This window comes from Agrobacterium tumefaciens (assembly GCF_013318015.2).
Lineage (GTDB): Bacteria > Pseudomonadota > Alphaproteobacteria > Rhizobiales > Rhizobiaceae > Agrobacterium > Agrobacterium tumefaciens.
Map to the genome: position 1 here is coordinate 593,920 of NZ_CP115843.1, position 14,828 is coordinate 608,747.

Consider the following 14,828-nt stretch of genomic DNA (forward strand, 5'->3'; position numbering starts at 1 on the left):
GACAACCTTTCCGTTTTCATAGCTTCCGGCTTTTCCAGGCCTAAAGGACCGTCCCCACGATCCGCAACATGGGCCATGTTGTATCGACCGACCTAGATTTCCTTCGCAACATCAGAGGCCCATTCTCCGGCTGACCCCAATGCACAGATAAAGCTTGGCCAACTTTAGAGGCGTCCCCGGTCTTTGCAGCGGATTCAGCGGAGGCAATGGTTCCTACTGCAGTATCGTAGCCAGTCCCTACCGACGATAAGGGAAGTAAGCGGTCAACCTCGATAAGACGGCCCCAACTACATTTCTACAGACTCGGCGTATTCGATTTAGGCGAGACTCCGGAGTTATCTTGATCCGGCCAATAAGTGGCTCTTGATTGTCGCCGCGCGGCCGCGCAACGCGCTCGTTCCAAACCTCCGCGATCCATTTGATCTTCCTGTTGACTTTGGGGTTCGAAGTCGACTTGTCCAGCATCGTCTGAAGCTGGTCACGGATTTTTATCCCATCGACGTACAAATGGTGCGAGCGCACGGCAAGATTTTGTGGATCGGCCCGATTGAAGAGCGAGACTTCAAGAAAGAAATCTAGGTAGTGAAGGCCGTCTGAAGCACGAGCGATTCTAGCTTTTCGATATACTTCGGCGATCTCATCGATTGCAGCGAACTCGTCGCAAGCTCGAACGACGCTGTCGTCCAAAATGACCCGTGGGAAGTCGGCGACTTTACTTTCGAGTTCGTACGCGCTCAGAACACCGACGCCATACACGATCTCTTCGTCGTGGTGGGCCTGCCCTATTGTCACACCGCCGCGAACCAGAACACCAATATCAAGTAAATACCAAGTCAGTTCGTGGATGGCAAACAACAGTCGCCATAAGCCGCTAGCTGTCTTGTCTGCGGTCAGGATAATGCAGTCCGAAAAATTTTGAGCCCGGAAGCTGCTATCACCCTCCATGGGACCCCGGAGCACGCTGACTTGGCGGAGAGCATGAGCAATTCTTTGGCGCAATTCCGGATTGCGGTCCGCCTCGCGGACCAAGGCGCTAAACCCCAAGATATCTACGAACGCCACAACCCGCTCTCTATATTCTGCGGTCACCCTTTTTCCTTTACAAAAAATTTAAATGTCGACCATTTGGCATAGTCATGTAGTTCCTTATACTTCCTAGAGGAGCACCAATATTATTAAAACAACGAGGCGCAATTAATCATCGAACAATCCGCAGCTTGGCATTCCCGCTTACTTGTCAGGCTCGTCCATGTTGTTGCAGCAATTGGCTTAAGGCAACGAACCGAGGATCACGTTCAAGGTCCGGCATCGCAGCTCGTATTTTCTTGAGGCATTTATCGAGGGAGCCGAGTGACCAAATGACTTCTCGGCTGACGACCAGGTCAAGAAACTTTAGCGCTTCAGCAGGGAAGCGTGTAGCGAGACCATTTTCATTGAGGAGATGAAGCGCGTAATCTGCTTGTTCCGTTCTTTGAAGCCAGTCCTTGAGAGTTTCCAGTGCTTCAGGAAACTTGTCGCCCGTTGAGACAACCAACCGAGCAAAAGCTGCAGCAATCCCTGGTGTCAACAGGGCCTGCGACTTAGGCCAGACATACCTAAAATAGGGCTTAGCGCGGTTTTCCCAATACTCCTCGATTTTTCCACCCGAACTGTCCAGGCCATCGGTCACGGTCTGCAGTGCTTGAGCAAGCCCGGCTTCAGGAAGTCTGCTAGTCGCGAGAGAAAACTCGGATTTCAGGAAACCTTCCACGGAGTCGAGAGCTGAGAAAGTGAGCAGCCCCGCATACTGATCCGAAAGCTCCCCAAGCTCACCATAGTGTTTGGCCGTCTCTAAGAACTCATTCTTCAGTCTTCGCATCAGTGGCCAAAATAGCCTGGGAGACCAAAGGAAGCCTGACCAGGCGATTTTCGCTTCGTACTCAGACGAATTCCAGTCGAAGAGCGGCAGCAAGTTCTCCTTCGTCCACTCCTCATCCACTCGATAGAGCGAAATGGCATTTGAACATAGGAACAGCCGCCCATTTGCGAACGCCGCAATTCCCACATTGCACAGTGTCGTCAACAAAGGCGCAATATCTTCGTCGAGTCCCTGCCCATCATCCAAGTCCTGGGAATACCAGAGTTTGATCAGGCCTTCAGTCAACTCGCCGATGGGATTATTCAAAGCATCCAGAAGAGGCGAAGCGCCAGGGGCTTCCTGAATATCCCTATTATGGTCGAGAAGACGTCCGGCCAACCGTAGGAACGCAGTGCGATGCATGGCCGCGAATTTCCCGCAGGCCTGAAGCCAGTTGCTAAGACCCCGATTAATGTCTGACAGGACATTGTCCGGGGCATCGACAATTCTAGGGCCTACGCATCGCCACGAACGAGCCGCAAGGTCATCGCTCGACCAAGCTTGCAATGCCTGTCGCCAACGCGCCGTGACCCAATCACCTCCGTGTGCAAGCTCTAAAAGGGCGAGTGACGTTCTTGGAAAGTCTCGGCGGCATCGCTCCAAGAAGTCATCGCTATCGCGAAAATCGGCAGCTTCACGATGATTTTTGAGCCATTCTTTCAGCTCTCTACGACTTGCTGGCGCTGCTTCAAAGGTCTGCTCAAAGTTTCCAGCTTCCATATAGACCGGGAACTGATCCCTATCACGGACCTCTTCCCACTGGGGGTATCTTCCCCGAATTGATTCGAGTCTTGCTTGCGTCTGGGCATTAATTCGCCCTCCCGACTGCTGATACAAGGCCAGTATCCGCCAAGTTTCCCGGTCATTTCGCCGTTCCCTCCGATCCTCATCGCCCTGATCCCACGGCTGCTGGGGGTGATTGAGAACGGATGCGCTGAAATAATCGGCTTGCTGTTGGTCAAGAACAGGAGCAATTGCAGCAACGAGCTGCAGTGCCTCTCGTTGAGTTTCTATCGACCAGAGCCACCTTCCGTTATCGGCAAGTAGAGCGTCAACAGCCTGCTGCGGTCCGAATAGGTCGAGATGGGTTGCCAACGCGAAAAATCGTAGTCGTCGGAATATGACGTGTTCGAACTCGCCCCATCGATCAAACTCTCGAACAGCGCGGGCGGGAAAGTTCGCAACGTTGGCAAGCCACGCGTCACGCACAAAATCAATAAGCGCCGTCCAGTCTCTGAAGGCTCGGTTTTGCGGGTGTTCCGCGATAGAAGGGTGCTGGAAATGGGTTCGGTCTCTCTCCCCTTTCCCGCCATCCACCAAAACGGCTATATCCATCGCGTCGAGCAGCAGGTTTGTCGCATCAGTAAGGAGCAATGGCAGCGCGGCTTTCCAAGCCTGACTCTTGAACAAATCGCGCAAGGCATATGCGGTGTGGGCTCCGGGAAAAATAAGCTCCCAGTCTATGCTGCCGTCGCCCTGAACGCCGTCCTCCTCGTCGGATGGCCCGTACCCTTCCGAGATTTTCAAAAGGATGGTCAGGTGTTCCCTCAACCTTGAGCGGAGAAGTGGGGTAAGTCGCCCCTCCCTTTTCAGTTCCTCGCTCCAAGCGTAGAGGTCGGAAGGATCGTTTGGCTGGTAGAGCCTTCCCGCAAGCGCCACTTTCCAGTAGGCCTTCATGCTTGGAGATGTGACCACGCCATTTTCTAATGCTTCTCCGATAAGATACCGGAGATGATCTGAGATCGCGCCGCCTTGCTTCGAAAGCCATATCAGAGATCGCGGGTCATCTGCGTGCTTGGCGAACCAGCGAGCTATATTCCGCATCACATCGTCGGAGCTGTCCCAGAACCCGCGCCGACGTACAAGCCGCATCCAAGGCGCTCGATTATATGGTGAAGGGCGTTCAATCAGGCTGAACCTTAGCTTTTTGTCTTCCTCGACTGTAGGCGCGACCTGGAACCGCACCAAGTCCCTATGATTGAACGTGGCTTTCTCGAACTCCTCCAGCCATTCGAACGGAGCTGCCGGTGTAAGATCAGCGAATGCTTTTGCGGGCAGACCCGTCCTATCACTAAGAGCCCAAAGCATCCGTCCGACAAAATTGTCCTGCCGTGTGCTGCCTTGTGGCCGCGAACGCCCATGTCTAGAAATAATTCCTTCCTTGCCTCGCACCCCGTCTCGGTAGCTATCAGCCCAAGCTCTCAGTGTCCGATGAAGCAATGAATGTTCGTTGCTACTGTTGTACAGAATTGGCCGAACGTTTTTGGCTATCCATTCGTCGGCGACGTCGGCTTCCTTGCCCCGAGCATGCCCACCGAACGCATAAGCGTCAGGTGATTTTTCTCCGAGCAGACGGTCAGCGGCTAGTGCGTCCATCATATAACGGAGCACAGGATCATCGATACTGTATCCGACAAAACATAAAGTGTAGCCACGAAACAGCTCACTTACGAACCGCGAAGCCCAGCGCTCGGTCAAATAAGCCAGACCGAAATCACCACTGGAAACAACCAAACGCTCCAGGTCGCTGGCAGTTGGAGGTTCCGTCAGAAGGCCATGGAGATAAACGAGACCATCCCACTTCTGTTTCTTGGGCACAGGAAGAAGCGGAGCGCAATATGATGGATACTCAACTTTCAATTGCTTCATCGCCTCAATGAAGAGGCGGTCAAAGTTTGTCGTGATGAGCCTGATGCGATCATCACCAGTTTTACTCAAGGATAGTAGCGCCTCGTGGGTCGCTAGCGCATTTCGCTTTGCAAGATTGGGCGTCAAAATTTGAGCGATGGCAGTTCGAACGCGCTGACGGTGTCCCACCAGGCGGCTTTCTAAAAGACCAATCGCCGTGTCGAAGGATTTGTTAGTCAGCGCAGACTGTTCAACGGAAGATGGAACCTCGCCCAATTCGACGTATAGTCGATCCACAAGCCCACCAAAACCCGGCAGATCGGCTGGATATGATATCCCGCTCCGCAAAAGAAGACGACCTGACCATCTTCGTGTGATTGGAGAAGTTCTTCCGGAATATTCGGGCCACTTGCTATGAACTGCACCTGATATTCTCCTGGATAATGGCCGATTTTTTTAAAGTAACACAGTAACACTCAAGCGCCATCCATGATGTATTAACATTTTTCACAGCTATTCAGGGCTGCCACTTGTTGTAAGATTTGCGCAGGCTAATTGAGGTTGAGCTTTTCACGTTGTGGCCGCGCTTACAGAACAATCCCGCCAATCGAAGCTCTAGTATGCACGAATATGACTGCGGCGGGTTCAGTCAGAAGAGGGGCTTATGGCGGAACGCCTGGGAACGTTTGTCTGGTTATCGACGGCCGCCGTTCATTTATCTAAACTGCATGGACAACGGAATCGCTTGCGCGACATCAATGTAACCTGCCGATCTTTCGGTCGCGCAGATAAAGCGCGGCGCTTCGTCTGTCTCGATGACCACCGCCGTCAGCCTGCCGGTTCCATATGCACCCGTGTCGACCGCGATCCGGTTGGGGTAAATTTCCGGTAGATCAGTCTCGGTCGGTGTGTGACCATGTACGATGATCTTTTCAAATTGACCGGTGTGATCGAGAAATTCATTGCGTATCCATCGCAGATCAAACGAATTCTGCACGTCGAGGGGAACACCCGGCCTGATGCCTGCGTGCACGAAGCAATGCTGTCCAACGACCACCTTAACGACAGCGTTTCTTAGTAGCGCATGATGATGCCCATAGTATTCATGGACGAACGCTACGAACTGCTGAACGGTCGGACTGTTGCCAGGAAGATACGATTGCACGGTCGCCAGACCACAATTCCCCTCCAACCAATTTACTGCATCTGTCGTCGTCAGAAGGCCTTTGAGAACGGTCGCTTCAAACCATGGCAACAACGCAGAAGGGCTGGATTATCTGGAAAGCTTCCTAATCGGTGCCATCGATGCGGCACTGGCTGCGCAGAACGCTGTTGCCGCTATCGATTCACTCGGTCTTGGTTCCTGCTACGTTGGCGGTATTCGCAACAGACCGGAAGACGTATCCCGCGAACTGAACCTGCCCGCCGAGACGGTTGCTGTCTTTGGCCTTACCGTAGGCTATCCCGACCCGAACGTGAAGACTGACGTCAAACCGCGCCTGCCACAATCTTCCATCCTGTTTCATGAAACCTATTCGGAGGCCGCACGGGATGATCTCGATTCCTATGACGCGGTGCTTAAGACGTTTCAGGAAAAACAGGGCCTGCCACAAAACGGCTGGACAGCGCCCATTGCCCAGCGCGTCAAGGACACCGATGCCCTGAAGGGTCGCGCGGAACTGAGCCAGACATTGCGTCGCCTGGGGTTCGGCATCAAATAATGTTCGACGAGATTGCTTCCGACTGGGTGTCGCCCCCACGATCCCTTGTTAGCCGTCGCGGTCGAAGACGCGGCCTGCCGATTTTTGCGCGTGTCTTAGGTGCGGTTATGGTTCTGGACGACGAAGCCAGTGCGCATTTCGTAGCGGCAATCGCGAGCCGAGCTCGCAAGCGCCCGGCAGAATGACGCGAAGCCCTCGCGGCTTATCGGGCGCGCAAGACCCCGGACTGTTAGACGCCCGGCCTTGGTCGGGCGTACAGAATGTCAGCTGAAGTCGGCAACAGGCAATCAGCGCTTGATGAAGACACCAGCCTTCATGATCATTGGCATATATGCGCCCTGATGGGTCAGCAATGTGAGATCCTCGAGAGGGTTGCCGTCGACCACAATCAGGTCGGCATAAGCCCCCGGCGAAACTGCGCCGATTCTGCCTTCCATGCGCAACAGACGGGCTGCGATATGCGTTGCCGATGCGATAACCTCTACTGCTGGCAGGACACGCCCGCGAATAACGAATTCTTCCGACTGATAAACATGCATGCCGCCAAGCAGATCGCTGCCATAGGCCATTTGCAGCCCGGCCTCACGCATGATGGTCAGCGATTCCATGCCTGCCAGACGCACGTCATCTACCTTTGCGATGGAGGCGGCAGGCAGCCCCATGGCGGCGCCTTCGCTGGACAATTTGTCATAGGTAACAAGCGTCGGGACGGCGAAAGCACCTTTTTCGGCGGCGAATTTTGCCGTTTCGCTGCCGATGAGGTTGCAATGTTCGAGCGAGTGAACACCGCATTCCACTGCGCGGCGAATGGCCTGGTCAGTATAAAGATGGGCCGAAACATAGGTTCCGGCATTTTCAGCTTCCTCAACGACGGCAAGGATTTCTTCGCGGGAAAAACCGAGGAAATGAATGGGATCCGTGGGCGAAGATACGCCGCCATTGGCCATGATCTTGATGAAGTTCGCGCCGCTCTTCAGTTCTTCGCGCGCCGCTTTTCGCACGTCCGGCACGCCGTCACAGATGCGGCCCAACGCACCGAGCGCAAAGCCGCGTGTGCGCGTCTGGTCGTCATTATAGGGACCGCGATAATCACAGTGGCCCCCCGTCTGGGCCAGCGCCTTGCCGGAAATGTTCAGGCGTGGTGTGGGCCATGCGGCCTCAAGGGTTGCGGCCACGAGACCGGAGGTTGCACCGCCAACATCGCGAACGGTAGTAAACCCTCGCGCCAGCATCTCGCCCATGATTTTGAAGGCGCGCACCGTCACCAGCGCATCTGGCAGCATACCATTCTGGCCGAGATCGGCAGTTGAGGCAACGACGTGAACGTGAGCATCGATCAGGCCTGGCATCAGCGTCTTGCCTGAAAGGTCGATGCGCTGCGCCGAGGCAGAGGCAATGTTCTTTTCCACCTCGCGGATGGAACCGCCCTCAACCAGAACCTGAACGGGTTCGGACGGGCGGTCGACGGTGCCATCGACGATGCGGGCATTTTCGAAAATAATAGCAGTCATAGGTTCATTCCTGGGAAAGTATCAGCGACGACGCGCTTCCAGATATGCGGGGATGAGAAGCGGCGCCACGGCCTGCGCCTGGCGCAGATGCTCCTGCGTGTAAGCGCCGCTTTTGTCGAGCAGGTTCATGGTGCCGATTGTCTCGCCATCGTAAACGACGGGAATATTGATGACCGCGCCAAGTCCGAGGCTGAAAATCAGGTCGTGATCGTAAAAGGCCCAGATGATGGCTTCTCTGTCGGGGCCCAGAAATGCCTCCTGGCGATCTATTACCTTTTCACCCCAAGGCGTTGGCCCCATCTGTTTGCGGCCGAAGACGGGGTAAGCCTCTTCGTTGGTCGAATAAACACGGGCGACCTCCTGACCGTCCCGGTAGAGGAGAGTGAAGAGGCCAAAGCCGATGGTTTCCGAGAGGTGTTTTTCCAGCGCCCTATACAGCGTTTGCGGCTGTCCGGGGCTTGAAAGAGCCGCGAGAAGATTGGTCAAGGTGATGTCTCCGTTTTGGGTGCGGGGGCGATACGTTCGGGCAAAAGACCCTGCGGGCGAAGATGCAGCACGCCCAGAAGCGCCAGTCCGACGAGAATTTCGCGCACGGCGGCGACTTGTCCAGGCTGGAGGCCGGGAAAGATTTCTCCAAGGAAGCGTGTCGCCTCAAGGAAGAATACGACGAGGTAAGCGCCGGCCAGCGCGCCGAGCGGCCGGCCGACACCGCCTGCGGTGACAGCCAGAAAGATGTAAATGGTAATCAGCGGCTGGAAGTGGTCGGGCGAGATATAGGTCTGGAAATGTCCGTAGAGTGCGCCCGCAAGTCCGGCGATCGCTGCGGAAAGCGCGAAGGTCTGGATCTTGAAGCGGGTCACATATTTGCCCGCGAATGTCGCCAGTTCCTGGTCCTCGCGGATAGCTTTGAGAACACGCCCGAAGGGCGATCCATCGATGCGTCGCATGGCGAAGAAGACGATGAGAACGATGACGCTGACGAGCGCGAGATAGAACAGGTTGAAACCGTCTATGCCGAGTTCGGCCCGGAAGGGTGCCGGAATGCCGGAAATGCCGTCGGAACCGCGGGTAAGCCAGCGTTCGTTCAGCGCGACCATGCGCACCACTTCCGCAAAGCCGAGCGTGACGATGGCGAGGTAGTCGCCGCGCAGGCGAATGGTTGCAAAGGTGGCGATGACGCCCGCCAGCGCGCCGATGACGCAGGCGAGCAGCATTGCCAGCGGTAGCGGAACCCCCGCTATCGCCACCAGTGCCGAAACATAGGCACCCACGGCGAAAAAGCCGGCAAGCCCCAGATTGACCATGCCCACGCCACCCCAGATGAGATTGAGGCTGAGCGCCAGTAGACCGTAAATGCCGCCGAGCGTGAGCGTGAAAAGCAGATATGACAGCATCAGGTGTTCCTTTCACCCAGTATTCCCGCAGGCCGCAGCGACAGGATAAGCAGGATTGTCGCGAAACCGACGGCGGAACGATAGGTGGCGGGCAGCACGAGAACGGCCAGTTCCTCGCCGATGCCGATCATCACCGCGCCGACGACGGCGCCGGGGATCGAGCCAAGCCCGCCCAGCACGGCGGCGGCGAAGATGGACAAGAGCAGGCGCGAGCCGGTCATCGGATCGATGGCCGTATCGAGGCCGAGCAGCACACCGCCAACGCCCGCCAGCCCTGCACCGAGAGCAACGGTGATCATGGCGATGCGCGAGGGATCCATGCCCAGCAATCTGCCGAGATCGGGATTATCTGCCACTGCCCGCATGGCTTTGCCGAAGCGTGTGAACCGCAGGAAGAGAAACACCGCCGCCATGATGGCAATGGCGATCGCCGCCGTCTGCAGCTGCTGCGGGCCGAGGCGCAGGCCGGAAAAACGCCAGTCGCGTGCGACAGGCAGATCGAAGCCCTGAAGATCATTGCCGAAAATGAAGCGGATGACATTTTCGAGAATGAGATTGACGGCAATTGAGGCGATGGCCACGGCCAGTGCGCCCGATGGCCGAAGCCTTGCGAGCGCCGTCTGCTCTGCCACGAGACCGACGATCCCGCCCGCCACGAAGGCGACGAGCGCCGATGGGAACACACCTAGCCCCAGCCTGGTATTGACATACCAGGCTGCAAAAGCGCCAACCGTGGCATAGGCCCCTATGGCAAAGTTGACATAACGCAGCACGGCAAAGATCGCCGTGAGGCCAAGGGCGGGAATAGCGATGAGCATTCCCGTCATCATCCCGTTGAGTATCGCCTGAGCGAGGGTTGTCATCAATGCCTCACGCGATTTTCAGCAGCTTGAGCTTGCCGTCTTCCACCTGTTCGTAGCGGAACTGGCTGTCGGAAATGTCGCCGGTGTCGGTAAAGTCACAGGGGCCGGAGGCGCCCTCGTAATTGACGGCCTTGCCGGCGGCGATCAGCTTTAGGCCATCGAGCGCGTTATCCACGATTTCGCCGTCCTTGCCCTGGGAGATCGAACGGATGGCGTCGCGAATGGATTTTCCGTCCGCTGCACCAGCCTTAGCCATCGCCATGATGACGAGATTGGTCTGGTCATAGACCTGCGTTGTGTAGGGATCGGGATTTTCGACGCCGATCAGCGACACAAGCCGCTTGTAAGCGGTGGACGACTGCGCGGGTGAAGGCGCAATTGTGTAGATGCCTTCCACTATTTCCGCCGGGACACTGTCGATCAGCTTCTGGTTCACCGAATAGGCGAAGGCGATTTTTTTGCCTTCGTAGCCGGAGCGGTAGATGTCCTTCAGCAGAACGGTCGTATCGGCTGCGTAACCGCCAAGCACGATGACGTCAGGCTCATAGGCGAGCATCTCGTCGACCTCACTGCGATAGGAGGGCTTCTTGTCGTCATAGATCATCGATTTGGTTTCACCGCCCGCAGCTGTCACGGCGGCGGTTATGTTGTTAAACTGGCTTTCGGCAAACGGCGTCTGTGGCGAGAAGAAGAATAGCTTCTTCACGCCCTGTTCGACGGCGAATTCGCCGAATTTGCGGCCCTGAAGAATGGTCGTCGGCTGGGTGCGGATGATGTAACCCTGGTGCGGCAGCGCGGTGATGGCGTCGGCACCCGATACGGTGGCAAGCAATGTACCGGATTCCCAGCAGATCGGCGCAACGGCTGTGGTGACGGAGGATGCCCATGTGCCGAGGATCGCCGAAACCTTGTCGACATCCACCAGTTTGCGGGCGGCGCGCACCCCCGCCTCGGGGTTGGTCTGGTCGTCTTCGGAAATGATTTCAATCTGACGACCGAGGACACCGCCTGCATTGTTGACCTCGGCGGCAACAGCCTGGATGGCCTTGACCATGGCCGGGCCGTATGGACCGCCGGAACCGGTCAACGGCGTCAGCGCGCCAAGCCGGATCGGGCCTGTCTGCGCCAGAACGCCCTGCGGCAACAGGCCGGTTGCGGCCAGACCAGCGACGCTGCCCATGAAACCGCGACGATTGATTTTAAAGCTGCTCATGCGTTGTTCCCTTTTTTTTAATAATGAATGTCAGGCAATTCGATGTCAGCCACCCAGAAACAGGCGACGGATTTCGGGGTCGGCGGCGAGTTCCGGGCCGCCGCCGGTGGCGGCGTTGCGACCGGTGACGATGACGTAGCCGCGTGTGGATATTTCGAGCGCCTCAAGAGCGTGCTGCTCGACCATCAGCACGGGCAGCCCGGACTGGTTCAGTTCGATGATAGCCTGAAACAGCTCTTCAGCCGCCTTCGGGGAAAGCCCGGCCGTCGGCTCGTCCAGCAGCAAAAGCTTCGGCTCGGTCATCAGGCCCATTCCCATTGCCAGCAATTGCCGCTGGCCACCGGACAGTGTACGCGCAAGCGCTTTGCGCTTGTCAGCAAGGATGGGATAACGACCATAGACGCTCTCGCGCCTTTGCGACATGCCGGAAGGATTACCGAAGCTGGCGATCTCGAGATTTTCCGCCACCGACATGGTACCAAAAACGTTTTTTTCCTGCATCACAAAGGCGAGGCCGGCTTTCGATCTGCCCAACGCATCTTTTCTGGTCAAATCCGCACCATTCATCAACACGCTGCCGCCTTTCAGCGGAACCAGCCCGGCGATCGCCTTTAGCAGGGTTGATTTCCCCGCGCCGTTGGGGCCGATGATTGTAACGATCTCGCCCGCATGCACCTCGACCGATGCGCCTTTGAGAATTTCCTCGGCGGCCCCGTAACCGGCCACCAGGCCTTCTGCCTTCAACATCGTCAATGCCTTCCGCCCAGATATGCTTCCTGAACCCGCTCGTCGGCGACGACGGTATCGAAACTGCCCTCGGTCAATTTGCGCCCTTCCGCCATGACGATGACCGGGTCGCAAAGGCTGCCAATCAGCTTCATGTCATGTTCGATGAGGCAGATTGTGACACCCTCGGCATTGAGGCTGCGCAAGTGATCGGCAATCTCCGCCGTCAACGTCGGGTTGACGCCCGCCATCGGCTCGTCAAGCAGCACGAGCCGGGGCTTCGCCATCAGCGCACGGCCTATTTCCACCAGTTTTTTCTGCCCGCCCGACAGGGCAGTGACCGGATTGTCCAGAACGTGGGTGAGGCGCAACCGGCGGGCAATCGAGATGGCTTCCTCGGCAAGCTGCTCTTCGCGCCGCTTGCCGGCCGCGCTGCCGGTGATGCTGGCAAACAGGCCTTCGCCCGGATGGTCCTGGCCATAAAGCATCAGGTGCTGGAAAACGCTGAGTTTGGGAAAACCACGGGCAAGCTGAAAAGTGCGCACCAGGCCCGTCGACACTCTTTCCTGCGGGCTGAGGCGGGTTATGTCGACGCCCGCAAAGGTCACGGAGCCGCTGTCAGGCATGTAGAGACCGGAAATGCAATTAAAAAACGTCGATTTCCCAGCACCATTCGGCCCGATCAGCCCGGTAATCGACCCGTCGATCACCTCGATGTCGACGCCGTTCAGAACCCGCACTCCGTAAAAAGCACGCTCGAGATTTTTTACCTGAAGAAGAGGCTTCATGGCTGGCGCTCCGCATCATCGGCAAGCGTTGCAAAATAAGCCCTCACCTGTTGTTTCCAGAACGTCAGAAGGTTTTCGTAATAGGTCGGGTCTGCCGGTCGCAGCACCGTCTGGGCAATCATGCCCCGGATCAGGCACATGGTTGCGTTCATGACGATGCGCACGCTGGCCGGATCGACGTTGCGATAAGTCGCAAGCGCCGTCCAGATATCGTCCAGCCTGTCATGGAACTCCTGCACGACCGGAATGAGTCCGTTGCGAAAACCGGTATTGTGGCGCGCTTCCGGAAGGTATTCGAGCGTGACATAGAACAGTCGGTCGAACATCGTCTTCCAGAGATAATCGACGATCTCGTCGGTCGAGCCGCTACCGGACCCGAACGCGTCAGCAAAGTCTGCCAGCCGCCGATTGACGCTGGTCAGGTCATCGGCCACAGCGCCGATGACAAGGTCTTCCTTGCTGCTAAAATGATGGGTCAGCGCGCCGCGAGACACACCTGCCCTGCGGGCAATTTCGGGAGTGGACGTCTTGTTGAAACCCGTTTTGTACAGGAGATTAATCGTCGCATCGAAAATGGCCTTGCGCGTATCCTCAGACCGCTCACTTTGCGTGCGTTTACGCCGAGCCGGCTGCTGCAGCTCCTTCCCAGTTACCATCAGTTCCCTCGTGTCGTTCCGACTACTTTTTGTGCATTTGTTTTTGCTGCCGCATTCCGGGCATAACTCAAATCTGCACTAAACTTACAAACAATCAAGCCTGTTTTTAAAGTGCGCGATTTCTTATTTGAAGGCATTGGGAATTGGCGACAGATCGTCGGGTCCTGGTGGGGCTGAAATCCGCGTAGCGTCAGCGTCAGTCCGTTTTGACACCGCAATACAGACTGCCTCGTTGGCAGGGACGAGGCCTTCTATTTCACGCAGGATCGCAAGGAGTTATGTGGTGTCACGACTGCTCGTTTACATGAAAAGACCTTCGGCTTTTGCCGCATAAGGGAGCGGGACGGCCAGGATTTTTCCTTTGGACTTGACGCGCTTTAGATCTGATTTTTTGCGCTCCACGAGCAGATCAAGTTCATTTTAGCTCAATGGCGCGGGACAAACATGCCGGTGCTTGAAACCTAACGCGAGACGTCGACTCGAGTTCGGGCGAGGGTATCCTCCCCGATAGGCGGGTTTCTCTGCTATGTAACTTTGCCTTGTTTGGCCAGGAAATCAAGAAGAGCGCGCACTCTGGAAGGCAGCGGGCCACCCTGCCCTATATGAATGGCATGAAACTCCTCCCGGTCCCCAGGATTATACTCGTCGAGCACCGGCACCAGTCGGCCGGCCCTCAAATCATCGCGCATCGTGAAGTTGGCGAGGCGGGCAATTCCATTTCCAGCGAGTACCAGCTGGCGCAGCGCCTCGCCGTCATTGGCCTGGACACGGGCGACGACTGGGGCAAAAATCGTCGCGCCTGCCGATATTAACGGCCAGCCATCCATCGAGCGGGTGTAACCAAGGCCCAGCCTGTCATGCCTTTCAAGCTCCTCGATAGTCCGGGGCAGGCCACGCCGGTCGACATAGGAGGGAGCAGCGACGATCGTCATTGCAGTATCGCCAAGCCTACGCGCGACGAGGCTCGAACTTTTAAGCGGGCCTGCTCGAACTGCAACGTCCACTCGCTCCTCAAGCAGATCGACGACAAGGTCGCTTTGTACGATATCGACGGTAATTTCAGGATATCGCTCCAGGAATTCCGGGAGTATGCCGGCGAGGACATGGGTGGCATAGGAGGCGCTGGTACTCAGGCGGAGGCGGCCACTGGGCACCTCTCCCGCACTGGCGATCCGCTCGGCATCTTCGATGTCTGCCAGGATACGCGTGGCGCGCTCGAAAAAGACGCAGCCTTCCGAAGTCAACTTGAACACGCGCGTCGAGCGATTGATGAGACGGGTACCCAGCCGCGCTTCCAGTCTCGCGACCAGTTTGCTCACCGCCGACGGCGTCATTCCGACGCTGCGAGCAGCTGACGAGAAGCCACCGCGCTCGACAACCTGCACGAAGACTTCCATTTCTCCGGATCGATTGACTTCCGCTCGAGCCATC

Annotated in this window: 13 protein-coding genes; 1 reads left to right on the plus strand and 12 read right to left on the minus strand. The window is 56.7% G+C overall.

The window, feature by feature from the left end; all coding sequences use genetic code 11:
- Window positions 1-237: 237 nt before the first annotated feature.
- The 3 genes from G6L97_RS25985 to G6L97_RS25995 all read right to left on the minus strand — a co-directional run bounded on the left by G6L97_RS25985 (window position 238) and on the right by G6L97_RS25995 (window position 5,558).
- On the minus strand, window positions 238-1,089 hold the full coding sequence (locus G6L97_RS25985) for a hypothetical protein (protein WP_174004306.1): 852 nt from the start codon (window positions 1,087-1,089) through the stop codon (window positions 238-240).
- Between the two features lie 148 nt (window positions 1,090-1,237).
- Window positions 1,238-4,822 carry an anti-phage defense-associated sirtuin Dsr1 gene (gene dsr1, locus G6L97_RS25990; protein ID WP_174004308.1) on the minus strand — a complete coding sequence of 1,195 codons (3,585 nt, stop codon included), beginning with the start codon at window positions 4,820-4,822 and terminating at the stop codon, window positions 1,238-1,240.
- Window positions 4,823-5,240: 418 nt separating this feature from the next.
- A complete protein-coding gene (locus G6L97_RS25995) occupies window positions 5,241-5,558 on the minus strand; it encodes a hypothetical protein (RefSeq protein ID WP_174004310.1) in 318 nt (105 codons plus the stop codon).
- 193 nt (window positions 5,559-5,751) lie between these two features.
- Here G6L97_RS25995 and G6L97_RS26000 point away from each other — a divergent pair, with 193 nt between their 5' ends.
- On the plus strand, window positions 5,752-6,246 hold the full coding sequence (locus G6L97_RS26000) for a nitroreductase family protein (RefSeq protein WP_236762750.1): 495 nt from the start codon (window positions 5,752-5,754) through the stop codon (window positions 6,244-6,246).
- A 287-nt stretch (window positions 6,247-6,533) separates the two neighbouring features.
- Here the strand turns inward: G6L97_RS26000 and G6L97_RS26005 are convergent, their stop codons facing one another.
- The 9 genes from G6L97_RS26005 to G6L97_RS26045 form a co-directional block, all read right to left on the minus strand.
- On the minus strand, window positions 6,534-7,757 hold the full coding sequence (locus G6L97_RS26005) for a metal-dependent hydrolase family protein (RefSeq protein ID WP_174004312.1): 1,224 nt from the start codon (window positions 7,755-7,757) through the stop codon (window positions 6,534-6,536).
- A 21-nt stretch (window positions 7,758-7,778) separates the two neighbouring features.
- The gene (locus G6L97_RS26010; protein ID WP_019567208.1) at window positions 7,779-8,243 is read right to left on the minus strand and encodes a GAF domain-containing protein; all 465 of its coding nucleotides are present in this window, start codon (window positions 8,241-8,243) and stop codon (window positions 7,779-7,781) included.
- Window positions 8,240-9,151, minus strand: coding sequence for a branched-chain amino acid ABC transporter permease (locus tag G6L97_RS26015; protein WP_019567207.1), 912 nt, complete (start codon window positions 9,149-9,151; stop codon window positions 8,240-8,242). The genes G6L97_RS26010 and G6L97_RS26015 overlap by 4 nt, the downstream gene beginning before the upstream one ends.
- On the minus strand, window positions 9,151-10,014 hold the full coding sequence (locus G6L97_RS26020) for a branched-chain amino acid ABC transporter permease (RefSeq protein WP_019567206.1): 864 nt from the start codon (window positions 10,012-10,014) through the stop codon (window positions 9,151-9,153). Before G6L97_RS26020 ends, G6L97_RS26015 begins: the two co-directional genes overlap by 1 nt.
- Before the next feature lie 7 nt (window positions 10,015-10,021).
- Entirely contained in the window at window positions 10,022-11,227 is a 1,206-nt protein-coding gene (locus G6L97_RS26025; protein WP_142851252.1) for an ABC transporter substrate-binding protein, read from the minus strand.
- A gap of 45 nt (window positions 11,228-11,272) precedes the next feature.
- A complete protein-coding gene (locus tag G6L97_RS26030; RefSeq protein ID WP_142851251.1) occupies window positions 11,273-11,974 on the minus strand; it encodes an ABC transporter ATP-binding protein in 702 nt (233 codons plus the stop codon).
- A 2-nt stretch (window positions 11,975-11,976) separates the two neighbouring features.
- Window positions 11,977-12,741: an ABC transporter ATP-binding protein gene (locus G6L97_RS26035; RefSeq protein ID WP_025591729.1), complete on the minus strand. Its 765-nt coding sequence runs from the start codon at window positions 12,739-12,741 to the stop codon at window positions 11,977-11,979.
- Window positions 12,738-13,397, minus strand: a complete 660-nt coding sequence (locus G6L97_RS26040; RefSeq protein WP_003519311.1) for a TetR/AcrR family transcriptional regulator — start codon at window positions 13,395-13,397, stop codon at window positions 12,738-12,740. The genes G6L97_RS26035 and G6L97_RS26040 overlap by 4 nt, the downstream gene beginning before the upstream one ends.
- A gap of 524 nt (window positions 13,398-13,921) precedes the next feature.
- Window positions 13,922-14,827, minus strand: a complete 906-nt coding sequence (locus G6L97_RS26045; RefSeq protein ID WP_174004314.1) for a LysR family transcriptional regulator — start codon at window positions 14,825-14,827, stop codon at window positions 13,922-13,924.
- Between the last annotated feature and the right edge of the window lies 1 nt (window position 14,828).

What these genes read in the sequence shown, in the direction of transcription:
- G6L97_RS26005 (WP_174004312.1), bottom strand. Translation starts at nt 7,757, where the DNA reads ATGACTGCTATTATTTTCGAAAATGCCCGCATCGTCGATGGCACCGTC.
- G6L97_RS26015 (WP_019567207.1), bottom strand. Translation starts at nt 9,151, where the DNA reads ATGCTGTCATATCTGCTTTTCACGCTCACGCTCGGCGGCATTTACGGT.
- G6L97_RS26020 (WP_019567206.1), bottom strand. Translation starts at nt 10,014, where the DNA reads ATGACAACCCTCGCTCAGGCGATACTCAACGGGATGATGACGGGAATG.
- G6L97_RS26025 (WP_142851252.1), bottom strand. Translation starts at nt 11,227, where the DNA reads ATGAGCAGCTTTAAAATCAATCGTCGCGGTTTCATGGGCAGCGTCGCT.
- G6L97_RS26030 (WP_142851251.1), bottom strand. Translation starts at nt 11,974, where the DNA reads ATGTTGAAGGCAGAAGGCCTGGTGGCCGGTTACGGGGCCGCCGAGGAA.
- G6L97_RS26035 (WP_025591729.1), bottom strand. Translation starts at nt 12,741, where the DNA reads ATGAAGCCTCTTCTTCAGGTAAAAAATCTCGAGCGTGCTTTTTACGGA.
- G6L97_RS26040 (WP_003519311.1), bottom strand. Translation starts at nt 13,397, where the DNA reads ATGGTAACTGGGAAGGAGCTGCAGCAGCCGGCTCGGCGTAAACGCACG.
- G6L97_RS26045 (WP_174004314.1), bottom strand. Translation starts at nt 14,827, where the DNA reads ATGGCTCGAGCGGAAGTCAATCGATCCGGAGAAATGGAAGTCTTCGTG.